The 23,658-nt window shown below is 37.8% G+C and carries 23 protein-coding genes; 16 read left to right on the top strand and 7 right to left on the bottom strand.

All coding sequences use genetic code 11. The features are described 5' to 3' along the window. The first annotated feature begins 33 nt into the window (after positions 1-33). The 3 genes from ODE14_RS00585 (at position 34) to ODE14_RS00595 (ending at position 3,248) form a co-directional block, all read left to right on the top strand. The gene (locus tag ODE14_RS00585; protein WP_263602544.1) at positions 34-1,809 is read left to right on the top strand and encodes a histidine kinase; all 1,776 of its coding nucleotides are present in this window, start codon (positions 34-36) and stop codon (positions 1,807-1,809) included. Beyond that, positions 1,806-2,540, top strand: a complete 735-nt coding sequence (locus ODE14_RS00590) for a LytR/AlgR family response regulator transcription factor (protein WP_263602545.1) — start codon at positions 1,806-1,808, stop codon at positions 2,538-2,540. Before ODE14_RS00585 ends, ODE14_RS00590 begins: the two co-directional genes overlap by 4 nt. A 168-nt stretch (positions 2,541-2,708) precedes the next feature. Further along, complete coding sequence (locus ODE14_RS00595) at positions 2,709-3,248, top strand: lipocalin family protein (RefSeq protein WP_263602546.1); 540 nt, start codon at positions 2,709-2,711, stop codon at positions 3,246-3,248. A gap of 57 nt (positions 3,249-3,305) precedes the next feature. Here ODE14_RS00595 and ODE14_RS00600 read toward each other — a convergent pair whose 3' ends face one another. Beyond that, positions 3,306-3,782 carry a hypothetical protein gene (locus ODE14_RS00600; RefSeq protein ID WP_263602547.1) on the bottom strand — a complete coding sequence of 159 codons (477 nt, stop codon included), beginning with the start codon at positions 3,780-3,782 and terminating at the stop codon, positions 3,306-3,308. Between the two features lie 114 nt (positions 3,783-3,896). Here ODE14_RS00600 and ODE14_RS00605 point away from each other — a divergent pair, with 114 nt between their 5' ends. The 7 genes from ODE14_RS00605 (at position 3,897) to mutY (ending at position 13,277) form a co-directional block, all read left to right on the top strand. Further along, on the top strand, positions 3,897-5,150 hold the full coding sequence (locus tag ODE14_RS00605) for a CinA family nicotinamide mononucleotide deamidase-related protein (protein WP_248394331.1): 1,254 nt from the start codon (positions 3,897-3,899) through the stop codon (positions 5,148-5,150). Positions 5,151-5,243: 93 nt separating this feature from the next. Continuing rightward, positions 5,244-7,271 carry a M13 family metallopeptidase gene (locus ODE14_RS00610; RefSeq protein ID WP_263602548.1) on the top strand — a complete coding sequence of 676 codons (2,028 nt, stop codon included), beginning with the start codon at positions 5,244-5,246 and terminating at the stop codon, positions 7,269-7,271. 202 nt (positions 7,272-7,473) lie between these two features. Next, complete coding sequence (locus ODE14_RS00615) at positions 7,474-9,573, top strand: M13 family metallopeptidase (protein WP_263602549.1); 2,100 nt, start codon at positions 7,474-7,476, stop codon at positions 9,571-9,573. A 155-nt stretch (positions 9,574-9,728) separates the two neighbouring features. Continuing rightward, positions 9,729-10,277, top strand: coding sequence for a type VI secretion system contractile sheath small subunit (locus tag ODE14_RS00620; protein WP_083573216.1), 549 nt, complete (start codon positions 9,729-9,731; stop codon positions 10,275-10,277). Positions 10,278-10,298: 21 nt separating this feature from the next. After that, positions 10,299-11,660 carry a DUF5458 family protein gene (locus ODE14_RS00625; protein ID WP_248394325.1) on the top strand — a complete coding sequence of 454 codons (1,362 nt, stop codon included), beginning with the start codon at positions 10,299-10,301 and terminating at the stop codon, positions 11,658-11,660. 66 nt (positions 11,661-11,726) lie between these two features. After that, positions 11,727-12,176 (top strand): hypothetical protein, encoded by a 450-nt coding sequence (locus tag ODE14_RS00630; protein WP_263602550.1) that lies wholly within the window; start codon positions 11,727-11,729, stop codon positions 12,174-12,176. A 57-nt stretch (positions 12,177-12,233) separates the two neighbouring features. Continuing rightward, positions 12,234-13,277, top strand: coding sequence for an A/G-specific adenine glycosylase (mutY, locus tag ODE14_RS00635; RefSeq protein WP_263602551.1), 1,044 nt, complete (start codon positions 12,234-12,236; stop codon positions 13,275-13,277). A gap of 22 nt (positions 13,278-13,299) precedes the next feature. Here the strand turns inward: mutY and ODE14_RS00640 are convergent, their stop codons facing one another. After that, positions 13,300-14,388 (bottom strand): endonuclease/exonuclease/phosphatase family protein, encoded by a 1,089-nt coding sequence (locus ODE14_RS00640; RefSeq protein WP_263602552.1) that lies wholly within the window; start codon positions 14,386-14,388, stop codon positions 13,300-13,302. Between the two features lie 109 nt (positions 14,389-14,497). Between ODE14_RS00640 and ODE14_RS00645 the strand changes: the two genes are divergently transcribed. The 3 genes from ODE14_RS00645 to bla are packed head-to-tail and all read left to right on the top strand — an operon-like array spanning position 14,498 to position 16,209. Beyond that, the gene (locus ODE14_RS00645) at positions 14,498-14,935 is read left to right on the top strand and encodes a nuclear transport factor 2 family protein (protein WP_248394317.1); all 438 of its coding nucleotides are present in this window, start codon (positions 14,498-14,500) and stop codon (positions 14,933-14,935) included. An 8-nt stretch (positions 14,936-14,943) separates the two neighbouring features. Next, entirely contained in the window at positions 14,944-15,321 is a 378-nt protein-coding gene (locus tag ODE14_RS00650; RefSeq protein WP_263602553.1) for a VOC family protein, read from the top strand. Between the two features lie 9 nt (positions 15,322-15,330). Continuing rightward, positions 15,331-16,209, top strand: a complete 879-nt coding sequence (gene bla / locus ODE14_RS00655) for a subclass B3 metallo-beta-lactamase (protein WP_263602554.1) — start codon at positions 15,331-15,333, stop codon at positions 16,207-16,209. On the opposite strand, the gene ODE14_RS00660 is transcribed toward bla, so the two are convergent. Next, positions 16,190-16,573, bottom strand: a complete 384-nt coding sequence (locus ODE14_RS00660; RefSeq protein WP_248394311.1) for a DUF1634 domain-containing protein — start codon at positions 16,571-16,573, stop codon at positions 16,190-16,192. The genes bla and ODE14_RS00660 overlap by 20 nt on opposite strands. Then, complete coding sequence (locus tag ODE14_RS00665) at positions 16,573-17,403, bottom strand: sulfite exporter TauE/SafE family protein (protein WP_248394309.1); 831 nt, start codon at positions 17,401-17,403, stop codon at positions 16,573-16,575. The genes ODE14_RS00660 and ODE14_RS00665 overlap by 1 nt, the downstream gene beginning before the upstream one ends. A gap of 87 nt (positions 17,404-17,490) precedes the next feature. Between ODE14_RS00665 and ODE14_RS00670 the strand changes: the two genes are divergently transcribed. Together ODE14_RS00670 and ODE14_RS00675 are read left to right on the top strand one after the other, a co-directional pair. Then, positions 17,491-18,042 carry a DUF1543 domain-containing protein gene (locus tag ODE14_RS00670; RefSeq protein ID WP_263602555.1) on the top strand — a complete coding sequence of 184 codons (552 nt, stop codon included), beginning with the start codon at positions 17,491-17,493 and terminating at the stop codon, positions 18,040-18,042. 85 nt (positions 18,043-18,127) lie between these two features. Continuing rightward, the gene (locus ODE14_RS00675) at positions 18,128-19,240 is read left to right on the top strand and encodes a 5-(carboxyamino)imidazole ribonucleotide synthase (RefSeq protein ID WP_263602556.1); all 1,113 of its coding nucleotides are present in this window, start codon (positions 18,128-18,130) and stop codon (positions 19,238-19,240) included. Between the two features lie 53 nt (positions 19,241-19,293). On the opposite strand, the gene ODE14_RS00680 is transcribed toward ODE14_RS00675, so the two are convergent. The 3 genes from ODE14_RS00680 to ODE14_RS00690 all read right to left on the bottom strand — a co-directional run bounded on the left by ODE14_RS00680 (position 19,294) and on the right by ODE14_RS00690 (position 22,990). Continuing rightward, positions 19,294-21,417: a cation:proton antiporter gene (locus tag ODE14_RS00680; RefSeq protein ID WP_263602557.1), complete on the bottom strand. Its 2,124-nt coding sequence runs from the start codon at positions 21,415-21,417 to the stop codon at positions 19,294-19,296. A gap of 6 nt (positions 21,418-21,423) precedes the next feature. Then, the gene (locus ODE14_RS00685; protein ID WP_263602558.1) at positions 21,424-21,987 is read right to left on the bottom strand and encodes a hypothetical protein; all 564 of its coding nucleotides are present in this window, start codon (positions 21,985-21,987) and stop codon (positions 21,424-21,426) included. Positions 21,988-22,081: 94 nt separating this feature from the next. Further along, a complete protein-coding gene (locus tag ODE14_RS00690) occupies positions 22,082-22,990 on the bottom strand; it encodes a DMT family transporter (RefSeq protein WP_263602559.1) in 909 nt (302 codons plus the stop codon). A 146-nt stretch (positions 22,991-23,136) separates the two neighbouring features. On the opposite strand from ODE14_RS00690, the gene purE reads away from it, so the two are divergent. Then, positions 23,137-23,640: a 5-(carboxyamino)imidazole ribonucleotide mutase gene (gene purE / locus ODE14_RS00695; RefSeq protein ID WP_248394300.1), complete on the top strand. Its 504-nt coding sequence runs from the start codon at positions 23,137-23,139 to the stop codon at positions 23,638-23,640. The last annotated feature ends 18 nt before the right edge of the window (positions 23,641-23,658 follow it).

Raw genomic sequence — 23,658 nt, forward strand, 5'->3', positions numbered from 1 at the left:
GACTATATATATGTATATCTTTGTTTTATGAAAATGATAAAGCTTTTTGTACTTTTTTTTGTAATGGCTTTCGGGAATACGGCATATTCCCAGAGCAGGGTTGTGGAAGATGTTCAGGTGCAGAGCAAAAGGCTAAAAAAAGCGGTGGATACAAAAGATGAATCCGCGCAGGCAGATTCTTATTACAATATCGGTGAGACTTTTTTTAATGACGGAAACTTCAGGAAAAGCGAAGAATATTACACCAAAGCAAAAAACATCTACGAAAAACTGAATGATAAACCGAATATTGAAAAAGCCAGCCGGAAACTGGCCCAGTCCCAGGAAAAGCAGAATAAAATAACACCGGCAATCAGCAATTACAGCCGCGCTGCAGAAGTTGCTCCTCAAAAAAACCGGGCACTTAATACCAATGATGTTACCAGGCTTTCCGTCAATTCTCCCGAAGCGAAGGAAGAGGCGATTCAGAACAATATTCAGCTTAATGAAAAAGATAATGATAAAGGAGATCTGGCTGCAAGTTACAGCCAGATGGCAGATGTGAATATTCAACAGAATGATATTCCTAAAGCGGAAGCAAACCTCAAGAATGCTTATAAAATTTCTAAAAAGGAAGCGCCGCAACAGGCATTGGAAATTAATCAGAAATTAACGGACTTTTATGTTGAAAATAAAAACTACGACAAAGCCATCGAAGCCAAAAAAACCGTTTTAAAAGAGGATTTTGTTAAAGATAATTCTAAAAAGGAAGTAGAGCAGATTCAGGAGCTGGCAGATATTTATATTAAAAAAGATGATATCGGGGAAGCCATCAATCTGTTAAAAAAATCGTACGGAATCGCTTTGGAAAAAGGGCATACGCTTGAAGCACAGAAAAGTGTGAAAAAACTCGACAGCCTCTACAATATGTCTGAAAATACCGATGCTTCTGTACGGCTCTACAGAGATTTTTTAGGAAAACTGCCGGATCTGGTGTCAAAAGATAAAAGCCTTGCTGATGAGAAAATCCTGGAAGACACAGAACAGCGGATTGCCCAGCTGGAAAAAGAAAAACAGCTGAAAGATGAACTTATTCGCAAGAAAAATGTATTCAATTACAGTTTAATCGGAGTTTTACTGGTTTTATCCGCACTCATCATCTTTATTTTCAGGACCCTAAAAAAAGTTCAGATAAAAAATAAGAAAATTGCATTGCAGTCGCTGCGCCGTGAGATGAATCCGCATTTTATCTTTAACAGCTTAAATTCGGTTAATCATTTCATTGCCACGAACAATGAACTGGAAGCCAATCAATATTTAACCAAATTCTCGAAGCTGATGCGCGGCGTGATGGAAAATTCCACCGAAGATTTTATCCCGTTTCAGCAGGAACTGGATCTGCTTCAGAACTATCTTGCGTTAGAAAAAACACGTTTTTCAGATAAATTCGATTATGAAATTGAAGTGGATGAAAGCCTCAATACCCAAAGCCTGAAAGTTCCCGGAATGCTGGTGCAGCCGTTTCTTGAGAACGCCATCTGGCACGGACTTCGTTACAGAACCACAAAAGGATTTTTAAAGCTGAATTTTGAAAAAGACAATCAATATTTAAAAATTACTGTTGAAGACAATGGCATCGGGATTGAAGAAAGCAAAAAACAAAAAACAGAACATCAGAAAGCAAGAAAAGGCCGCGGAATGAAAAATACTCTGGAAAGAATTGCTCTGCTGAATGATCTCTATCATCAGGAAATTCAGTGCAATATTACAGATAAACAAAATACACAGGGCGTTCTTGTGGAAATCAGATATAAATTGGTGAACAAATGAAAATAAAAGCCGTCATCGTAGACGATGAAGTGATCGCAAGAGAAGTTTTGAGGAATTACCTCAACAAATATTGTCCGCAGATAGAGATTTTGGGTGAAGCGGAAAATATTAAGCAAGCGGTTCCGCTCATTGCCGAAAAGCAGCCGCAACTGGTTTTTCTGGATGTGGAAATGCCTTTCGGAAATGCTTTTGATGTGTTGGAAGCAACGAAAGATTTTTCCTACGAAACAATTTTCATCACAGCTTTTTCACAATACTCGCTGCAGGCACTTAATAAATCGGCGAGTTATTATATTTTAAAACCGATCGATATTCAGGAGTTAATTCTGGCAGTCAACAAAGTGGCAGAAAGCATTGAGAAGAAAGAAGATTTCAACCGGAATAAAATTCTCCTTGAAAACTTAAAGTTAAAACCCGAAAAGCAACAGCTGATTCTCCCGACATTGCAGGGATTTGATGTGGTGAAAACGGAGGATATTCTAAGGCTTCAGGCAGATGGAAATTTTACGCAGGTGTTTCTTACGGATGGCTCCAAAAAAATGGTGTGCCGGTTTCTGAAGCATTTCGATGATCTGCTGGAACATCCTTTTGTAAGGGTTCACCGTTCCCATATTATCAATATCAGTTTCGTGAAATCTTATCACAAAAGCGGTACAGCAACACTTTCCGACAATACCGAAATTGAAATTTCCGGAAGTTTTAAAGATAATTTCCTGAAAGTTTTTTCTTAATTTTTGGGCAGCTTTTCCGCCTTCCGCTCCCGCTTTTTTGTTTCACAAAAAGAGCTCCGCTCAAGTCGGGCTGCAACAATCTATGGCATAAGTACAATTTCCGGGAGGAAATTAATCTCGTTCAGGCATCATTTTTGAAGAATTTAGGATACCACAAAAAAATCTATTATGAAGACTTTTCAGAAAATTGCAATCCCCTTTTCTTTAGGTGTTTTAGGACTTCTTGTTTTAAGTTCATGCTCTGTGGGAATTCCGAAAGGCGCCACAGCAGTTCAGAATTTCAATGCCGACAGATATCTTGGAACCTGGTACGAAATTGCACGTTTCGATTATAAATTTGAGAAAGATATGGATAATGTTACCGCAACCTATTCCAAAAATCAGGACGGAACGATTAAAGTAGACAATAAAGGCTACAATTACGTGAAAAAAGAATGGAAACAGTCTGTAGGAGAAGCCCGATTCGTGAATAAAGAAACGGAAGCCCGTTTAAAAGTTTCTTTCTTTAAACCCATTTGGGCAGGTTACAACGTGGTAGATATTGATGATAATTACCAGTATTCCTTAGTCATGGGGAATAATTTAAAATATCTCTGGATTCTTTCCCGCACCAAAGAACTTCCGGAAAGTATAAGACAGCGATTCCTGGAAAAAGCAAAAAGAGTAGGCTATAAGACCGATGAATTAATCTGGGTTAAGCACAATTAATTATGATAAATTTTAAAATATAAACCTCACAGGTTTCAAAACCTGTGAGGTTTTTTATTAATTCAGATTTTTATACTCCTTCCATTCATCAAAGCGGTAATCAACAATCTGTTTCATCAGATCATAGTTTTCGTAAGTATCTTCAATATGATAGAATGTTTCATATTCATAATCATTTTCTTCTGCTTTGGTGTCAAAAAGATTAACGTAATCATCAGCAAATGAGCTGAAACGGTTGCCAAAATCAGTTTCATCTTTATAATAGTCCTGTGCAAAAGCATTTCCCATAGCATTCAGGTCATATTCTGAGAATTTTCCATCCATTACCTCCATAAGAAATTCTGCTCCCGTAATTTCTCGGCGTTTCAATTTTTTAATTTCTTCAGCAGCGCCTTCTTTCAGTTCATCAGAAATAACATCCTTGTGAATACACCAGTTCAGGAACATTCCGGTGTGGGTGGCTCCGTTTTTCTCAGGAAGCCCTTCAGGGAAATCGCTGCCGTAATGCCATGAAGCATCGTCGTATTTAGACATATTTATAATTATAGTTTTAAACAATTTCAGTCAAAAATAGAAAAAATCAATTTATATTGCCCGGAAGAGAGAATTTTCCGTCATTTGCGTAGAAATTTTTTCGACAATTATTTTATGAAAAATGCCGTTCTGATTACCATTGGTGACGAAATCCTATCCGGAAACACCGTAGACACCAATTCTAATTTCATAGCAACCGAACTTAAAAATATAGGGATTAAAGTCTCTCAGATTCTTACCATTTCAGATGAGATTGAAACCATTAAAAAGGCCATTGATTCTGCTTTTCAAATCGGGGATCTTATCATTACCACAGGAGGTTTGGGACCAACCCGGGATGATAAAACCAAAAAGGCTATTGCAGAATTTTTTAATGACGAAATTGCGCTGGATGAGGTGACATTTAATCATCTGAAAGCATATATGGAAAGGCGGGGCCGGCTGGAAATTCTTGAAAGAAATCGAGAGCAGGCATTTGTTCCCACCAAATCAAAAGTTTTTCAGAACCATTACGGAACTGCGCCCTGTATGATGATGGAAGAAAACGGCAAACTGCTTTTCAGTCTTCCCGGAGTTCCTTATGAAGTAAAACCATTGATCAAAGACCAGATTGTACCGTATCTGCATGAAAAATTCAGCCTGAATTATATCACCACAAGAATTGTTTCTGTAGTTGGAATTCCCGAAAGTATCTTAGCAGATATGATAGAAGACTGGGAACTGGCTTTACCTGGAAATTTAGCATTATCTTATCTCCCTGTCGGGACTAGGGTAAAGTTGAGGCTGACTGCAACCGGAGAAAATGAGACATTCCTTCAGCAGCAGTTGGAAGATGAAATACAGAAATTGTTGCCTTTGATTAAAGATCATGTTATTGCAACTTCCGAAGATAAAATTGAAAAAATTCTTGCGGAAATTTTAACGGAACGAAAACTGACAATTTCAACAGCAGAAAGCTGCACCGGTGGAGAATTGGCCAAAATGATTACTTCTGTTTCGGGAAGTTCAGCGTATTTTCCGGGTGGAATTGTTTCTTATGCAACGGAGAAAAAGATTGATATTTTGAAAGTTAAATCAGAAACGGTAGAAGAATTTACAGTGGTCAGCGAGCAGGTTGCCGGTGAAATGGCGGCAGGTTGTCAGAAATTATTTAATACGGATATTGCTTTATCAACAACCGGTGTGGCCGGGCCTGGAAAAGGCGAGGACGGAAAAGAAGTGGGAACAGTTTTTTACACCATTAGAGTAGGAAATCAGGCGGTTACTTCAAAATTATACATGCCGCATCTCGAAAGACTTGATTTTATGCATTTCGTTTCACAGAAAGTTATTCAGGATGTGGTAGCAATCTTAATTTCAGAAAAATAAGCTCTAAAAAATAAATCGGGACTATTAAAAATAGTAAATTTTTAAGTAACAAATTGTAAATAAAATATACCTATTGTATAAATTGTAATTATAATGAAAAAATTAACGCTTTCTCTGCTTTTATTAGGAGGAATATGTTCACAGATGGTGAACGCTCAGGCGACAGATAAAGGCTTAGACCTTAGCCTGATGGATAAATCAGTACGTCCTCAGGACGATTTTTACAGCTATGTGAGCGGAACATGGATGAAAACCGCTAAAATTCCTTCCGATAAGCCGACTTGGGGAAGTTTCAACAAGCTGGCGGAAGATACCGACAATAATTCAATGACTATTCTGAATTCTCTTTTGAAAGATAAATTTGCAGATGGAACAGAAGGTAGAAAAATCCAGGATCTGTATGCAACTTATATGAATATCCAGAAAAGAAATGCAGACGGAATCAAGCCAATCCAGGCTAATATTAACAAAATCGACGCGATTAAAAATCTTAAAGATCTTCAAAATTATTTAACTTCCGTAACGAAAGAAGGTGAAAATACTATGTACGGTTGGGGAGTGGATGCAGATCTGAAAGATTCTAAAATGAATGCCGTTTATTTAGGAAATGCATCACTTGGATTAGGTAGAGACTACTATCAGAAAGTGAATGACAAAAACACGGAAGCTATTACAGAATACACAAAATATGTAGCTTCTATGTTGAAAGAATTAGGATATAAAAATGCTGATGCAGCTGCAAAAAGTATTGTAGAATACGAAAAAAGCATTGCTAAAACCTATCTTACCAATGAGCAGAGCCGTGACAATACGCTACAGTACAACCCAAGAACAATGGCTGAATTGAAGACATTGGTAAAAGGGGTTGATCTTCCTGCTTATCTTAAAGCGGTGGGCGTAAATACGGATAAAGTAATCATCGGAGAAATCGGTTATTATAAAGATTTCGATAAATTGGTAAATGAGAAAAATCTTCCTGTAATAAAAGATTATCTTAAATTCCACATGATCAACGGAAGCGCTTCTTATTTAAGTGAAAAACTGGGAGACATGAGGTTTGCTTTCTATGGTAAATACTTAAGAGGTCAGCAGGAGCAGAGAGCTTTAAACAAAAGAGGATATGAGTTGATTAACGGAACTTTAGGAGAAGCTTTCGGGAAATTATATGTTGAAAAATATTTCCCTGCAGAAGCCAAAGCCCAAATGGTGGAACTGATCGATTATCTGAAGAAAAGTTTTGCCGTACATATCAATAATTTAGCATGGATGTCTTCTACTACAAAGGAAAAGGCAATGCAGAAATTAAACAAATTCACGGTAAAAGTTGCTTATCCGGATAAATGGAAAGACTATTCTAAGTTAACAATCATTCCGGAATCTAAAGGAGGAAATCTATATTCAAACCTTCAGAATATTACAGAATGGCAGTACAATAAAGATTTAGCTAAAATCGGAAAACCTGTTGACAAATCAGAATGGGGAATGACTCCGCAGACGGTGAATGCTTATTACAACCCTGTAAACAACGAGATTGTATTCCCGGCAGCCATTCTTCAGCCACCTTTCTTTAATCCTAATGCAGATGCAGCTGTTAATTTTGGTGGAATCGGAGCTGTGATCGGTCACGAAATGAGCCACGGATTTGATGACTCGGGAGCACAGTTTGATGCAGACGGAAATCTTGTAGACTGGTGGACTCCGGAGGATAAAGCTAATTTTGAAAAAGCAACAAAAGCTCTTGCTGCACAATACGATAAATATGAGCCGGTAAAAGGAACGTTCGTAAACGGAACCTTTACCAATGGTGAAAACATCGCCGACTTAGGTGGGGTAAATATTGCTTATGATGCACTACAAATGTATCTGAAAGACAAAGGAAATCCTGGGCCTATCAGTGGTTACACACAGGATCAGAGATTCTTCCTGAGCTGGGCAACCGTTTGGAGAACATTATCAAGCGAGAAATACATGATCAATCAGGTGAAAACAGACCCGCACTCTCCTGGATATTTCAGAAGTTTCGGACCTCTTACCAATGTTGATGCATTCTACAAAGCATTCGACGTGAAAGAAGGTGACAAGCTTTACAAAAAACCGGAAGAAAGAATCAAAATCTGGTAATAAATATTTTTATTCAAATAGAAACCGTTCAGCAATGAGCGGTTTTTTTATTAAAGAACTCTCTTCTCACCTCTCACCTCTTACTTCTCACTTTTCACTTCTCACATTTTACTTCTCACCAACTTTGCATTTCAAACCATAAACATTTATGAATAAATTATGTATATTTGGTAAGTTTGTGTACAATCAAAAAATATTTTTAATGAAAAAGCTAAATATCGGAATACTTGCCTTTTCTGGGTTTGTATTTTTAAATTCGTGTGGTACGGCTAAAACAGCAGATACTCAGAAACCCGAAACAGTGAGAGAGGTTGCTGCAGAACCGGTGAAAAAAGAGGAAATGAAAGAAGAAGGAATCAATTTAGCATACATGGATAAATCGGTGCGTCCGCAGGATGATTTTTTTAGCTACGTAAACGGAAACTGGGTGAAAACCACTCAGATCCCTTCAGATAAAGCGAGCTGGGGATCTTTCAATGCACTGAGAGAAAATGTAGATGATGCTTCTTTAGATATTTTAAATAAAATCTTATCAGAATCATATTCTGCAGGTTCAGAAGGTGAAAAAATCCAGAATCTATATGCTTCTTTTATGGATACGGATAAAAGAAATGCAGAAGGGCTGGCTCCCATAAAAGGGGATCTGGCTAAAATTGATGCGATCAAAAACCTGAATGACCTCCAGAAATATCTTCTTGAAGCCACAAAGTTGGGTGATAACTCATTTTATGGCTGGAGAGTAGGTGCAGATCTGAAAAATTCTAAAATGAATGCCGTGTATCTTGGCGGTCCGGATCTCGGGCTGGGAAGAGATTATTATCAAAAAGTAAATGAGGCCAACACCAAAACACTTGCAGAATATCAATCTTATGTAGGTAAATTGTTCGGAGTTTTAGGTTATAAAAATTCTGAGGGAGCTGCAAAAAATGTAGTTGATTTTGAAAAACAGCTGGCTAATTATTTATTAACCCTGGAACAGAACAGAGATGCCAATCTAAGATACAATCCGAAAAATGTTTCCGAGCTTCCGGCTCTTGTTAAAAACGTAAATCTTCAGACTTATCTTAAGAATGCAGGTGTCAACACAGACAGAGTCATCATCGGAGAGCTGAAATATTATCAGAATATGGATTCTTTTCTTACCCAGAAAAATCTTCCACTGTTAAAAGATTATCTGAAATATCATCTGATTAATGGAAATGCAAGCAATTTGGATGAAAATCTGGAACAGATCAGATTTGATTTTTATTCAAAATATCTTCAGGGACAAAAAGAACAGCGCCCGATGAATAAGCGCGGCCTTTCCCTAGTGAATGGTGTTTTAGGCGAAGCCTTTGGAAAATTGTATGTTGAAAAATATTTCACCCCGGAATCCAAAGCTCAGATGGAAACATACATTGATTATATCCTGAAATCCTTCAAGCAACACATCAATGATATGGACTGGATGTCTCCGGCTACAAAAGTAAAAGCACAGGAAAAACTGTCTAAATTCACAGTGAAAATTGCTTATCCGGATAAATGGAAAGATTATTCTCAAATGAAAGTAGAATCTCCGAAAGCCGGTGCTACACTATATTCTAATCTTCAGAATGTTTCTGCATGGCAATATCAGAGAAGTCTTGATAAAATCGGGAAACCGGTTGATAAAACAGAATGGGGAATGACTCCGCAAACGGTAAATGCCTATTACAGCGGTTCTAATAACGAAATTGTTTTCCCGGCAGCAATTCTTCAGCCTCCTTTCTATAACCCGAAGGCCGATCCGGCAGTAAACTTCGGCGGAATCGGAGCCGTAATCGGTCATGAGATTTCCCACGGATTCGATGACAGCGGTTCAAGATTTGACGGTGACGGGAATCTTAATAACTGGTGGACAGATGAAGACCGTAAAAACTTTGATGCGAAAGTGGCACAGCTTGGTGCACAGTACAGTGCCTACGAACCGGTGAAAGGAAGTTTCGTAAACGGTAAATTTACAAGCGGCGAAAATATCGGAGATCTTGGAGGCGTGGCAGTTGCTTATGATGCGCTTCAGATGTACCTTAAAGATCATGGAAATCCGGGACTGATCAGCGGTTTCACACAGGATCAGCGGTTTTTTATGAGCTGGGCAACAGTATGGAGAACAAAATCTACTGATCAGTATATGATCAATCAGGTAAAAACAGATCCGCATTCTCCGGGTGTTTTCAGGGCTTTTGGTCCGTTGGTAAATCAGCATGCATTCATTAAAGCTTTTGATATCAAACCGGGCGACAAAATGTATAAAGCTCCGGAAGAAAGAATAAAAATTTGGTAAACAGCCAAAAATTGTTAGAAAAGAGAAACGCATCAGAAATGATGCGTTTTTTTATTTATTTTTTCATAGCTTAGTGATATCGTAAAATGTTGATTTTTGATTAATATTTAATTGTTTAAGTTAAATATTAAAGAAAATTCTTAACAAAATTTTGTATGTTACAGTTTTTTTTTAAATTTAAACATTGGATTGGTCAGCTATTTGATGCTGATAAATACGATTCACACCAAAATAAAAAATCTCAAAATAACAATAATATGGCAATGTTTAATTATGGCGTTGGCGGAAACGAAGTGAAAGTGGATGCCAATGAAGCTATCCAGAACATACAGGAGAATAAGTCATTGATTGTGAGCCAGCTTACTTCAGAAGAGTCTTATGTTCCTGAAATTGTAACAGGATTAAAAACGGTGGAAGACGTCTTCAGGCATTTCCAGCCTTCTGTAAACGTACAGCACGAGACAGAAGATGGCACTGTAGTAGAAGAAGAATTCCGTTTTCAGAATCTTGCAGATTTTACCCCCAAAAACCTTACCCAGAAATCAGCATACCTCCAGCAACTAAGCATGGAGCAGGAGCAATACAACAAAATTGTACGCCAGCTGAAAACCAATAAAATTCTGCGCAATATGCTGGAAAACGATCAGACCAGAGCTGCGTTTATCGAGGTATTGAAGGAAGTGGCACAGGAACTTGAAAAATAATCTAAAGACTTTACACGTATCATGGATAGTAAATTACAGCCAGCTGAAAACCAACACCAGGGGCAGCAGCAACATGCAGGTCAGCCGAAAGGTAATCCGCTTGCCGAACTTAATAAAATAGGAGGTTTCGGTTTTGTAGAATCCGTTGTAGACGGTATTGCCAACATGAACCCTACAAGAAAAGCAAGGAAAGAAATATTCCTTAATGACAGCAACAAAGAAGAAGAACGGAAAGAGCTTCTTCAGAAAATAAACCTATGGGTGAATCTTCTTGAAAGCAACGATTCAGCTGATAAAATGGCTGAAACCTGCAAATCAAAAGCGCAGTCTGCGGATCAGAGTTTAAAATCAAACCTGAAAAATACACTGGATGCCGTACGCCAGCTGGAAACGAACTACAGAACAGTCGCTCAGTTTTATAAAAATACGGAACTTGATAAAGTAGACAATGTAAGTATTGTTAATGCCAGTTTAGACCAGGTTTCAGATCTTGATAATCCTTTATTCATCGATGCTATTGCAGAAGAGTTCAAGAATTATTATGACCGTCTGGATCTTCGCGACAATTATTCTATTTTAGCAATTCCGGGATATCTCGGTTCTAATAAAGTAATTGAGAAATGGGCAAAAATCTGTAATGAAAATAAAGTAATGATGGTTACCGATTTCGCCAACCTCGACAAACCGGATGATGTGGTAGATCTTTTTCATTCCGCAAATCTTACCGGTGGAGAACTGCACAGAAGTAATGTCATTATGACGTGTAACTGGTTGGTTGGCCGTGGCAAAGCTGAAGAAGTGGGAGAGGAAGAAAATGTAGAACTTCCACCGTCCACTTCACTCGCAGGAAAGATCCACAAAACCCTCATGTCTCAGGTGGCAGCAGGAAAAAAACACGGAAATATCAACGAAGTGGATGCCGTAAAATTTGAATTGAAGAAAAGCGAGATTTCACAGCTTGAAAAAATGGGGCTTGTTCCGATGGTCAATGAATATGGAAAGATCATGGCATTCTCCGCAAAAACCCTTTTCACGGGAGACAATATCGGATTACAGACGTATTCTGTAGTTCGTGTATTCGACTATGTAACCAAAGTTTTATTGGACTTCCTCAACAGAAGAGCTTTTGAAAACTGGAATGCCAAGAATGAAGATGATCTGAGAAGACAAATTGTTCAGTTCCTGGATAATATTAAAGGCCCGGATAAGTTGATTGAAAAATTTAAAATCGTTCGTTTTGAACAGGACAGGGTTAATAAAGACCGGGTTTGGCTGGACATCCGCCTAACACCGTATTTCCCTACGAAAAGTTTTGTAATCAAATTGGACGGTCATAAAGGAGACGACGGAAATGAATGGGATGCAGAATACGCCCAGGAGTAAAAATATTAAGATAAAACCGGTGCTTGTTCATCGGTTTTTTTTATCAAAATCAGTAAAATATTTATTATGAAAGGCAGATTATTATTTTTGCCATTGATTTTTTTGGTTTTAAGCTGTGAAGAAAAACAGATTAAGGGTAAGCAGATAGTTGATCTTTTCGCAGATGAAAGACAGGAAGGAAAAGCGTATGTCATGAAACCTCAGGAATGTTTTGATGAAAGTGATATGGTAGTTGCTTCCGGAAATTTAAAGCTGATAGATCAGTCGTCAGGACGCGGAAAATCTATTTTTATTTACAGGGTTACTTCGGGTGAAGTGCTGAAGACAACAAGAGATTCAATAGTGAATTTCCCTTTTCAGTTTGTTTCTGACCAACAGCTTGCATTTAAGAAAGATTCTTTGTCATATATTTATCTTAAAAAACTGGAAGGTTACCGTTTTATCGCAAAGGATATGAAGTTAAAATATCAATGGCTGAAAGCGGCGCCGGTTTATTCTGTAAAAGCGGATAAATAATTTTACCTTTGCCAAATATACAATCCTGAAGGTTTAATTAAAATAAATAATAAAAGTTTGAAAAATACGGTCACTCCAGACTTCAAACACATTGGTCGCAAACTTCTGACCTGGTACGGAAAAAATGCCAGAGATCTTCCTTTCCGACAGACAAAAGATCCGTATAAAATATGGATCTGCGAAATTGTTTTTCAGCAGACACGAATCAGTCAGGGGCTCGGTCATTATACCAATTTTACTGAACGGTTTCCCGACGTAAAAACGCTTGCAGAAGCCGATGAAAATGAAGTTTTACTTTACTGGAAAGGATTGGGGTATTATTCAAGAGCAATCAACGTTCACAAGGCGGCACAGCAGATCATGAATGATTATGATGGAATATTTCCTGACGAATATGAAGAAATCCTAAAGCTGAAAGGAGTGGGGAAATATACGGCGGCGGCAGTTTCAAGCATCTGTTTCAATGGAAAGATTCCTGCAGTTGACGGTAATTTTTACCGGGTTTTAAGCCGTGTTTTTGCGGATGATTTTGATGTTTCCAGTTCCAAGGCGTTTAATTATTTCTCCGATCTGGCTCATTTAATCTTACCTGACAATGTGGGAGATTTTAATCAAGCCATGATGGATTTGGGTTCGGAAGTCTGTAAACCTAAAAATCCTCTTTGCGGAGAATGTCCTTTAAATCAGGATTGTATTGCTTTTTTAACCAATAAAATCTATAATTTTCCTGTTAAAACAAAAAAAGTAAAAGCAGAAGGTCTCGAGTTGAAATATTACTTCGTACACCGGAACGGAGAATTTTTAATTCAGCAGAGAAAAGAGGATTTTATATGGAAAAAACTGTTTGAATTTCCTCCTCAGATTTCCGATGAACTATTACCTTTTATTAAAAGTGTAAAAACAGTGCATCATAAACTGACGCATAAAAACCTCAGCATTGAAATTTACAACGTCGAAGTGGATTCGGAAGAGGCCTGGAATAATTTTATCGCCGAAAATGATTATATGATCAGTGATTATGAAAGCTCTCACCAAAAATCTTTCCCGAAACCACTGGAAAATTATATCGGAAATTATCACACAGCTTACAGGATTTTATAAGTAAAATTAAATCCTGTATTCGTTACCCTTCCGTAACTATGGCATCTCTGTTTCCGTCTTCCTCTTTTCCTTCTTCAATCATTTCTTCGGCTTCTTCTTTTTCTTCTTTTGTAGCATGGTCGATGCGTTCTTCCTGCTTTTTATCCTGCTCGTGATCAATAAAAAATTCACAGTATACCGGAAGATGGTCGGAACCAAAATTTTCAAGGGTTTTCAGGTCTTCAATAAAGATTTCTTCACTGTGGAACATCAGGTCAATCGGGAATCTCAGCAGACGGTATTTTGCGTGAAAAGTTGAGACAAATGAGCGTCCGATCCTGGGATCGATGAGGTGACTGGTTTTTCTAAATAATATGGAGGATTTGGACCATGCTACATTATTAAAATCACCGACAACAATAAGAGGTTTTTTTATTTCCCTTACTCTTTTTGCGGTACTTAGCAGGTCACCGTCACGTTCTTTCGAGGTTTCTTCTTCGGTTGGACTTGGAGGTGGAGGATGAACTCCGAAAAATACAAAAGAAAATCCGTCTTCGGTTTTTAAATGCGCTTCAATGCTGGGAATATCATCTGCCACAAAATAATGCGTTCTGGAACTTTCAATTTTAATTTTCGAATAAAAATGCATTCCGTAGGTGTTTTCTAGCGTTACTTTATGATGGTACGGATAGTCTTTTTCCAAAGGTTTCAACGCCTGTTCCCAGTCGCCGTTACTTTCCATAGTAAGGAACATATCAGGCTTATATTTTTTAACCAATTGAATAAAGCGTTCATATTCTTTATTAAACTGATAAACATTGGCAGAGATAAAATGCAGTTTATTAGAAGACTGATATTTTTGCGTGTACTTTTTAACAGGGTACAGCGGAGTATATTTAATGAGAATGATGCTGTGATGGATGAGCATGACTAATAAAAGTCCCTGATAATACCAGAAATATTCAGATTTACCGGGAGCGGCGAAACCGAGAATAATAGTCAAAAGTATAAATACCGTGATCTGTATTTTACCAAATTCCGGAACCCGGAATATCCAGTGAGAATGTTGAATTTTTGGCAGTATGGTTACAATTAACAACAATACAGTCAGAATCAGATAAGCTGTCCACATATATTAAAATAATTCTATAAATTTAATTTATTTTTTATTATTGCTCAAATCAAATTATCTTTAAAGCATATTCTTAACAACAATTAAAGCTTTCGAAATACATTTTACCATGAACAAAATTTTTGCATTCCTCTTTCTTTCAGGAAGTTTATGTTTCGGGCAAAGTCAGGAAATTGAACAGCCTGTAAGGACTTTATTTACTGCGATGAAAAATGCAGATGCCGAGCTGCTGAAATCCGTTTTTTCTGAAACAGCTGTTCTGCAGACCATCACCAAAGACGGTGTGAAAAATGAAGACATCAATGATTTTATAGCCTCCGTTTCAAAGATGCAGAAAAATGATCTTGATGAAAGAATCATTATTGAAGCTATCCATACCGACGGAAACCTGGCGAGTGTTTTTACGCCCTATTCTTTTTATTTTAAAGGCAAATTTTCCCATTGCGGAGCAAACAGCTTTCAACTGGTAAAACAACAGAGCGGGGAGTGGAAAATCCAGTATTTAATTGATACAAGAAGAAAAGACAACTGTAAGGAAATAAAATAAACTTTTAAATGAAAATCCACCATATCGCCATCATCTGTTCAGATTATGAAATTTCAAAAAAATTCTATACTGAAGTTTTAGGATTAAATATCATCCGTGAAGTATACCGTGAAGAAAGACAGTCTTTCAAGCTGGATCTTGCCATAGGAGACCATTATATGATTGAACTTTTTTCATTTCCCGATCCTCCGGCAAGGCCTTCCAGACCTGAAGCATGTGGGCTGAGACATTTGGCTTTTTCGGTAGAAAATATTAATGAAAAAAGGGAAGAATTAATTCAAAAAGGACTACATTGTGAAGAAATCAGGATTGATGAATTTACGGAGAAAGCATTCTTCTTTACCCAGGATCCGGACCAATTGCCATTAGAATTCTATGAAGTTTAAAAATTTACCATGAAAAAATATGTAATCATTTTAGGACTGCTAATGATAGTTCAGTATAGTGCACAGATTGTCCATGAACCCCAAAACCATCCTAAAGAATGGTCGCAATCTTATGAGCCCTTCCGGATTGCCGGAAATCTTTATTATGTAGGAACATATGATTTAGCCTCTTATCTCATTGTGACGGATAAAGGAAATATCCTTATTAACACAGGATTGGCAGATTCACTTCCGGTAATTAAGAACAATATTAAAAAGCTGGGTTTTACATATAATGATATCAAGGTATTGCTGCTTACACAGGCGCATTACGATCATTTAGGAGCAATGGCAGCTATTAAAAAAGAAACAGGAGCAAGATTATATGTTGATGCCGCAGATGCTGGAGTCTTAAAAAGCGGAGGGAAAACGGATTATGAAATGGGAAAATATGGCGTAACGTTTAAACCGGTTACCCCGGATTATATTTTAAAAAATAAAGACATTGTAAAGCTTGGAAACACCACCCTCACCATGCTTCATCATCCCGGACATACAAAAGGTTCCTGCAGTTTTATATTTGAAACTAAAGATAACAAAAGAAGTTATAAGGTTTTAATTGCCAATATGCCGACCATTATTATTGATAAAAAATTCTCGGAAGTTGCTGCTTATCCTTCTATTGAAAAAGATTATCAATACACTTTACAGCAAATGAGAAAGCTGAATTTCGATATTTGGGTAGCTTCCCACGCAAGCCAGTTTGACCTTCATGAAAAACGTAAGCCGAAAGATCCTTACAATCCGGGCGCATTTATGAATAAAAAAGAATATTTTGATCAGCTTGATGAGCTGGAGAAAGATTATCTTGAAAAAAAATCAGAAGAGCTTAATGGGCATAACCTGTAAAGAAGCTGATCGCCATGATAGCTAGAACGATGGAAGAAATGACTACATAGACGTAGTCTTTTTCTTTTAAATACCCGATCAGTGCAAAAATAATCCTCATTAAAGGGGTGAAGATCAGAAGCAAAATCCCCAGCTGAATGATGGCCATTCCTTCGCCTTTGCAAAGCGAATTCCAAAAATGTCCCCAGACTTTTTCCGAGGAACTTCCCATATCGAGTGAAGTGTATTTTTTAGGCATTTTAAAACCCTCTGTAAAAAGCTTTACAAAACCGATCAATGATGTAATAACAGAAAGAATAACGCCTAATCTCAGCAAATTTCCCACCGAACGGTTCAGATCAACATCTGTGAAGTTCTTTTTCATTATCTGAAGCTTTTATTGATACCGTTATACATCATATATACAGAAAGGATTGTAATCACAATCGCAAAAAATACCTTTAACTTTTTTGTTTTTGAAACCATCAGTGTTTTTGATCCGATAAAGCTGCCTACCACAACCCCGATCAGAACCGGAGCTACAATCACAGGAACGATTTCTCCCCTCTGAAAATAGATCAGAGCACTGGCAACTGCTGTAACACCAATCATAAAATTACTTGTAGTAGTGGAAACTTTAAAAGGCAGTTTCATCATATTATCCATCGCCAGAACTTTCAATGCTCCGGATCCTATTCCCAAAAGTCCGGACATAGCACCGGCAAACATCATCATAAAAAATCCCGGAACCGTATTTCTTGCAGAATAGCTTTTCAAAATACCTTTATCAGGAAACGTTCCATACAGTTTCAGTTTTTCTTCAAGGCTTCCCTTAATTACGGGTTCCTGATGGTCAGGCTTGCCTTTTAAATTTAAAATAACCGTTAAAAGAAGGATGCTTGCGAAAATGATGCCGATGGTATTGGGATTCAGCATTCCGGAAACCAGTGCTCCAACGATTGCTCCCGCCGTTGTGGCAATTTCCAGAAACATCCCGATCCGCATATTGGTGAAACCTTCTTTCACAAAAGCAACTGCAGCACCAGAGGAAGTTCCGATCACAGAAATAAGAGAAGCACCGATAGCATAATGCATAGGAACACCAAAACCCAGTGTTAACAAAGGAATAATAATAACTCCTCCTCCCAAGCCGGTCAGTGACCCAAGAAGTCCTGCCGAAATTGCTCCAAGGAAGAGAATAATGATTTCTGACATGCTACAAATATAAAACTATTGCGTTAGTCTGCCAAACGTTTAAAAAAGATAAATTTGATGTATTTTTGCCTAAACAAAAATTGAAATATGAAACTTTTTTATGTCATTCTCGGAGCGACACCACCCGGAAGAAATATTGAGCAGCACGATGTGTTTTTCGGAATCGCAGAGAACCTGAAAGATCTTGTGGAAGATATGAAAGCTTTCTGGAAAGAAGCAAAAGGGAAAATTCATATCGACTGTTATCAGGAAGTGAAATTTGTAGACGGATATGAAGTGAAGATTGTTGAAAGAGGGCAGGAAACTTCCGAAGAGCAGCTCTATTTCATCAATCTCGGAGGATATAAAAGAGGATTTTTTGAAGAGTTTCATGAGCAGCATCTTGTAGTGGGAACGTCAATGGCAGAAGCTGTAAAAAGAGCAAAAGCAACGGAGTTTTACAAAACTATGGGTTTCAAAGGAGCAACCAGCCATATTGATGAAAAACTCGGGGTGGATATCGATGATATTTTCCCGGTAAAAGAAATTCTTCCTTCGGAAATGAAGCAGAAATATGCAATTTCCCTGGTAAGATCAGATGCTGAAAATCAGGAAAATTTCGTAAGTCTGGGCTATCTGAAGATCGATAAAATCCAGTAAATAATATATTTTTAAATGAAAGTTTTCGGGCTTTATTTAAAATATTCAATAAAATAAAATCTAACAGAAAAAATAAAAGGTAAAAATGAAAATAGGAATTTTAGGTGGCGGACAGCTTGGAAGAATGCTGATTCAGGAAGCGTTAAAATACGACGATGAATTTTATACACTTGATCCGGCTCCCGATGCGCCATGCCACAATATTTCTTACTTTACACAAGGGAATTTCAACGATTATGAAACGGTTCTGAATTTTGGTAAGGATAAAGACGTGGTGACTATTGAAATCGAGCATGTGAATGCAGATGCACTGTCCGAACTGGAAAACCAGGGAATAAAAGTAGTTCCGAATTCTAATATCATTAAAACCATTCAGCAGAAAATTCTTCAGAAACAATTCTATAAAGCCCACGATATTCCGAGCCCGGAATTTGAAGTGATGGACGGAAGTTCCGACGAAATAAAAATGCCGCTGCCTTTCGTACAGAAAATGAATACAGGCGGCTACGACGGGAAGGGAGTACAGGTAATCCGCACTGCAGAAGATATGAAAAATCTGTGGACACAGGATTCAGTAATTGAAAAGCTGGTGGATATCGATAAAGAACTTTCCGTTATTGTAGCCAGAAATGAAAACGGCGAAACCAAAACTTTTCCTGTAACGGAAATGGTGGCAGACCCCAAACTGAATCTTCTTGATTTCAATATTTGTCCTGTTATTTTATCAGATGATATTGAAGAGCAGATCAATTCCATCACAGAAAAATTTTTAAATGCCATCAATTCTCCGGGGCTTTTCGCTATTGAGTTATTTTTGGATAAAGAAGGAAAAGTATGGGTAAATGAAACGGCTCCCAGATTACATAATTCGGGTCATCAAAGCCAGGAAGGAAATGCCAATTCGCAGTTTGAGCAGATGTATCGTGTTGTGAAAAATTTGCCTTTGGCAGATACCGACGCCATCATCTACAGTGGAATGCTGAATCTTGTTGGTGCGGAAGGTTATTCCGGAAAAGTAATCTATGAAGGAATGGAAGAAGTCTTGAGATTGCCTGAAACCTACGTTCACCTGTACGGAAAAACCGAAACCAAACCCGGAAGAAAAATGGGGCACATCAATGTTCTGGCAGAGTCCCGAGAAGAGCTGATGGAAAAACTGGTGATGGTAAAAGGAATGGTAAGAGTGATTGCAGAATAATGCTATGCTAGAGCCCTGACAGAGTTCCAAACTCTGTCAGGGCTTTCCAGCATCTACTTAAAAATCTTTTTAATAATATTCCCGATTTCCATAAAATCATCATGATTCCCTACCGATCTTTTTTCAGAGTTATTTTCATTAAATTCGGAATAAGGGAAAATCAGCAAATAATTTTTATCTGGCAGGTTTTTGTTCAGCAGCTCCGGAATTAATCTCATTCTTGGAATATAAGAATGCATTCCGCGTTTTGCCATAAAAAGGATTAATGCCTCATCTTCCTTCAGCTGTGAAGCGGTTTCTTCGCCGTCTTTCCAGGTTTTCATAATGATAAATTCGGCCTCAATATTGGCTTTTTTAAGAATTCTCTGAAGGATGCTCAGAATATTTTCGGCAGCATAAAAAACAACAGTTGCCCCTGAATTTCTGGCAATATTCCAGACTCTTAAAAGCGCATGGAAAAATCCGGCTTCCTTATGGGCATTTTCAGGAATCATTACGGCGTATTTCTTAATGGTTGACAAAGGTTGTGCTGCGTGGTAAACAAGCACATTGGCATCGTCGTTTTGAAGATAGCCATTATAAAGGTTATACACAAAAGCGGGGGAGAAGCCTTTTTCATCCTCCAACCCGATAATAAGATCCGTGATATTCTGTTCCTTTATAACATTATTGATTCCGTTTACCACATCATTATCATATCTCTTTAGTGTCTGCATTTTCACGTCTGAAGCCGCTGCCGTATCTGCCGCCTGGTGAAGAAGCTTTTCTGCATTCTTTACCGAAGATTCATTTTTATCTTCATTAATGACATTTAAAGCAAATAAATCTTCTGTATTGGAATGGGCTTTAATCAGAATTCCCAAATTCACCATTCTTTCCACAGTAGTTTCATAATTTAAAGCTAAAAGAATATTTTCTTCTTCATGACTGTTTCCGGAAACAGTATCTTCATTATCCTGCTCTGCAATTTTTTGTGCACTGGACATTGAAATAAAGGAGGAAATCGTACAGGAAATAAGGATGAGCAGAATACTTCCGTTCAAAACATGTTCATTGAGTAAACGAACAGGTTCACCGGTTTCAGTTTCGGAGAGAATAATATTATATCCTACCATAACAGAAGCTAATGTTGCCGCTGCGGAGGCTGAGCTTAAACCAAAAATGAGTTTCCCTTCTTCACCGGAAAGTCTGAAAGTTTTTTGGGTAGCAACTGCCGAAAGATATTTTCCACCTATGGATGCAACGAGCATAATTCCTGCAACTTCCAGCGTTTCCCAACTTTTAAAAAAGACTTTAAAATCAATCAGCATACCTACACTTATCAAAAAGAAAGGAATAAAAATGGCATTTCCTACAAATTCTACTCGGTTCATAAGAGAAGAAGTGTGCGGGATTAATCTGTTTAAGGCTAGACCTGCAAAAAAAGCACCGATAATGGCTTCAACACCTGCTAATTCAGCAAGTAAGGCTGCAAGATATATCATAACCAGTACAAAAATATACTGTGAAATTTTATCATCAACCTTTTTGAAAAACCATCGTCCGATTATTGGGAAAATAAACAATACAATCAGTCCGAAAATAATAAATGAAACCGAAAGTTTTACCCAGAATTCAGTTCCTACCTCACCCTGCGACATGCCAACGATAACAGCAAGGACCAATAAGGCAAGAATATCTGTGATCATGGTCCCGCCAACGGTAATGTTTACGGCAGGGTTTTTTGCAATTCCCAGTTTGCTCACTAGAGGATAGGCAATAAGTGTATGTGATGAAAACAAGCTGGCAAAAAGTATTGAGGTGAGCATGGAAAAACCAAGAATATAGAAAGCACCTAAATATCCTAATACAAAAGGAACCGTAAAGGTATAAATGCCGAATGTAAGACTTTTCCACTTGTTTTTTTTGAAATCACCCATATCAATTTCCAGGCCTGCCAGAAACATAATGTATAAAAGTCCGGTAGTTCCGGTAACCACAATGCTGCTGTCTCTTGCCAGAATATTGAAACCATTCGGGCCGATTACGGCGCCGGCAATAATGAGGCCCAGAAGATGCGGGACTTTTATTTTATTCAGAAGAAGGGGAGCTGCCAGAATGATAATCAGCACAAGAAGAAACTTCAGCACCGGATCTTCGATGGGGAAACTCAGATTATGTATGCTCAGTAAGTTCATAAGTGTTTATTTGGTTGAACGGATAAGTTCTACAGAGAATTTTGCCATACAGTTATCTACAGCTATTGTTCTTGTACCTCTGATTTTGTTTGGTGAAATTTCATTCAGCAAGACATTCATTTCCACCCGTTTTTTTGATGTGGAATCTGTTTTGTAATTGAGTTTGATCTCGTTGTTTTCAAATTTCCCGGAGTATACCCTCACCAGATTGTTATTATTGATAATTTTCGTTGAAAGCTGTAAAGAATCGCTGTCGAATTCCCAGGTATCGGTACGCTGATCTCCAACCACATAATCGTTACAGTTGGATTCTGTGCAAATTACTTTTCCTGTCCATGCGCCGGCAACCTCTTTTGGCCAGACTGTAATTTTTATGGAATCTTTCTTTGAGAAAATACTGTCTTTCATCTTTAAAAGAGATTGATATTCAGATTCTTTCTGTGCAAATATCTTCTCTTTTTCCAGCAGCTGTTTTTCTCTCATCATAAGATCAGTTTCCTTTTTTTTATCGTCACAGGCAACTAAAAGAAATGAAATCGTAATGATAATAAATAGTACGTTTTTAAGCATATTGTAATTTTGGATTAAACAATATAATAAAAAATGATGATAATAAGAAATTCTAAAGGTTCAAAATACTCGTCGGGATCTTTATCATTAGTCTTTATTTAACCAATTTGTGCCTTTTAAACATTTCCCGGTTGTAATTGATGACGAACACTCCAAGGATGATCAGACCTGCAGCAATGATAAATTTAGCAGAAATGTCTTCTTTAAGAAGCAACCAGCTTAAGAATATGGAAATAATAGTATTCACATACGCCAGGATGGAAACCTGAACCGGTGAAACTCTTGTTAAGGCATAATGATAAGCAAAAAAAGCTGCTACGGAACCGAATAGGGATAAATATAACATGGCCGAAACACTTTTCAGCGACCAGTTCCCGAAGTTATAATCTTTGGTGAATAAAAATGCGAAGATGATCTGAATAATTCCGGCAAAAGCAAACTGGTAAAAAAGGTTTAATGAAATATTTTTACTCTGAATATTCATCTTTTTTGTGAAAATAGTTCCGGAGGCCCAACCCAGAATGCCACAAAACAGAAGGAAAATCCCCAATCTATACTCCGGAATAGCAAGATCATGGATGCCGTCCCAGAAAATAAATGTTATTCCTCCGAAACACAATGATACGCCGATAAGTGCTCTGAAAGTAAACTTCTGTAAACCTAATGCCACGCTTCCAAGAAATACGATAATGGGTGATGTTGCACTGATTAAAGATGTAAGGCTACTGGTAAGTGTTTCTTCTGCAACCGTTGTTAATCCGTTGGCAACAATCAGCATCAATGATGAAAAAACAAGCTGATAACCCAGATTTTTCCAGCCGATCCACTGAAATTGTCTTCTGTATAAAAGGATCATAAGCATGATGATGGAAGCCAGAAACTGACGGATTCCCGCTACAAACCAGGCAGGGATAGTTTCAACAGCGACCCGGATGGATAAAAAAGTAGTTCCCCAGACAATGGCAACAGTCAGGATTGCGAGCGTAAGTTTATAATCTTTCAAAATGTGGTTGTATGGTTAGCAAAAATACTTAATTTAAAATTGAATGTCGTCTAAAGACAGCGCATGCCGTTGATAGGAACAACTTTTGCGCCTTTTTGCATGGAGCTTATTAATTTTTTATCTTTGAGGATCTAATAAACAGAAGAATGGTAGGAATTATTATGGGAAGTCAGAGCGACTTGCCGATCATGGAACAGGCTGCAAATTTTTTAAAATCTTTGGATATTCCGTATGAGCTGACGGTAGTTTCCGCACACAGAACGCCGGAAAGGATGTTCGATTATGCTAAAACAGCCAGGGAAAGAGGTCTGAAAGTAATTGTAGCCGGAGCAGGCGGAGCAGCACATCTTCCGGGAATGGTTGCAAGCTGTACAACATTACCCGTGATTGGAGTTCCTATTTTATCAAGTAATTCTATCGACGGATGGGATTCTGTCTTGTCAATTCTTCAGATGCCCGGAGGAATTCCTGTGGCAACTGTTGCTTTGAATGGTGCTTTGAACGCAGGAATCTTAGCAGCAAAAATTATTGCGGCTTCAGACCATCTGGTGGCTGAAAATCTTCAGAAATATCAGGACGCACTTAAAGATAAAGTTTTGGGAACAGTTGATGATATTAAAGCAAAGCATCCTAATCATTTTGACCAGTAAAATACGGTAGATAAGTCA

The sequence above is a fragment of the Chryseobacterium sp. PET-29 genome, assembly GCF_025736815.1.
Taxonomy (GTDB): domain Bacteria; phylum Bacteroidota; class Bacteroidia; order Flavobacteriales; family Weeksellaceae; genus Chryseobacterium; species Chryseobacterium nepalense.

Excerpts from the sequence above, each read along its gene's own strand:
- ODE14_RS00585 (WP_263602544.1), top strand. The coding sequence starts at position 34 with ATGATAAAGCTTTTTGTACTTTTTTTTGTAATGGCTTTCGGGAATACG.
- ODE14_RS00590 (WP_263602545.1), top strand. The coding sequence starts at position 1,806 with ATGAAAATAAAAGCCGTCATCGTAGACGATGAAGTGATCGCAAGAGAA.
- ODE14_RS00595 (WP_263602546.1), top strand. The coding sequence starts at position 2,709 with ATGAAGACTTTTCAGAAAATTGCAATCCCCTTTTCTTTAGGTGTTTTA.
- ODE14_RS00600 (WP_263602547.1), bottom strand. The coding sequence starts at position 3,782 with ATGTCTAAATACGACGATGCTTCATGGCATTACGGCAGCGATTTCCCT.
- ODE14_RS00605 (WP_248394331.1), top strand. The coding sequence starts at position 3,897 with ATGAAAAATGCCGTTCTGATTACCATTGGTGACGAAATCCTATCCGGA.
- ODE14_RS00610 (WP_263602548.1), top strand. The coding sequence starts at position 5,244 with ATGAAAAAATTAACGCTTTCTCTGCTTTTATTAGGAGGAATATGTTCA.
- ODE14_RS00615 (WP_263602549.1), top strand. The coding sequence starts at position 7,474 with ATGAAAAAGCTAAATATCGGAATACTTGCCTTTTCTGGGTTTGTATTT.
- ODE14_RS00620 (WP_083573216.1), top strand. The coding sequence starts at position 9,729 with ATGTTACAGTTTTTTTTTAAATTTAAACATTGGATTGGTCAGCTATTT.
- ODE14_RS00625 (WP_248394325.1), top strand. The coding sequence starts at position 10,299 with ATGGATAGTAAATTACAGCCAGCTGAAAACCAACACCAGGGGCAGCAG.
- ODE14_RS00630 (WP_263602550.1), top strand. The coding sequence starts at position 11,727 with ATGAAAGGCAGATTATTATTTTTGCCATTGATTTTTTTGGTTTTAAGC.
- ODE14_RS00640 (WP_263602552.1), bottom strand. The coding sequence starts at position 14,388 with ATGTGGACAGCTTATCTGATTCTGACTGTATTGTTGTTAATTGTAACC.
- ODE14_RS00645 (WP_248394317.1), top strand. The coding sequence starts at position 14,498 with ATGAACAAAATTTTTGCATTCCTCTTTCTTTCAGGAAGTTTATGTTTC.
- ODE14_RS00650 (WP_263602553.1), top strand. The coding sequence starts at position 14,944 with ATGAAAATCCACCATATCGCCATCATCTGTTCAGATTATGAAATTTCA.
- bla (WP_263602554.1), top strand. The coding sequence starts at position 15,331 with ATGAAAAAATATGTAATCATTTTAGGACTGCTAATGATAGTTCAGTAT.
- ODE14_RS00660 (WP_248394311.1), bottom strand. The coding sequence starts at position 16,573 with ATGAAAAAGAACTTCACAGATGTTGATCTGAACCGTTCGGTGGGAAAT.
- ODE14_RS00665 (WP_248394309.1), bottom strand. The coding sequence starts at position 17,403 with ATGTCAGAAATCATTATTCTCTTCCTTGGAGCAATTTCGGCAGGACTT.
- ODE14_RS00670 (WP_263602555.1), top strand. The coding sequence starts at position 17,491 with ATGAAACTTTTTTATGTCATTCTCGGAGCGACACCACCCGGAAGAAAT.
- ODE14_RS00675 (WP_263602556.1), top strand. The coding sequence starts at position 18,128 with ATGAAAATAGGAATTTTAGGTGGCGGACAGCTTGGAAGAATGCTGATT.
- ODE14_RS00680 (WP_263602557.1), bottom strand. The coding sequence starts at position 21,417 with ATGAACTTACTGAGCATACATAATCTGAGTTTCCCCATCGAAGATCCG.
- ODE14_RS00685 (WP_263602558.1), bottom strand. The coding sequence starts at position 21,987 with ATGCTTAAAAACGTACTATTTATTATCATTACGATTTCATTTCTTTTA.
- purE (WP_248394300.1), top strand. The coding sequence starts at position 23,137 with ATGGTAGGAATTATTATGGGAAGTCAGAGCGACTTGCCGATCATGGAA.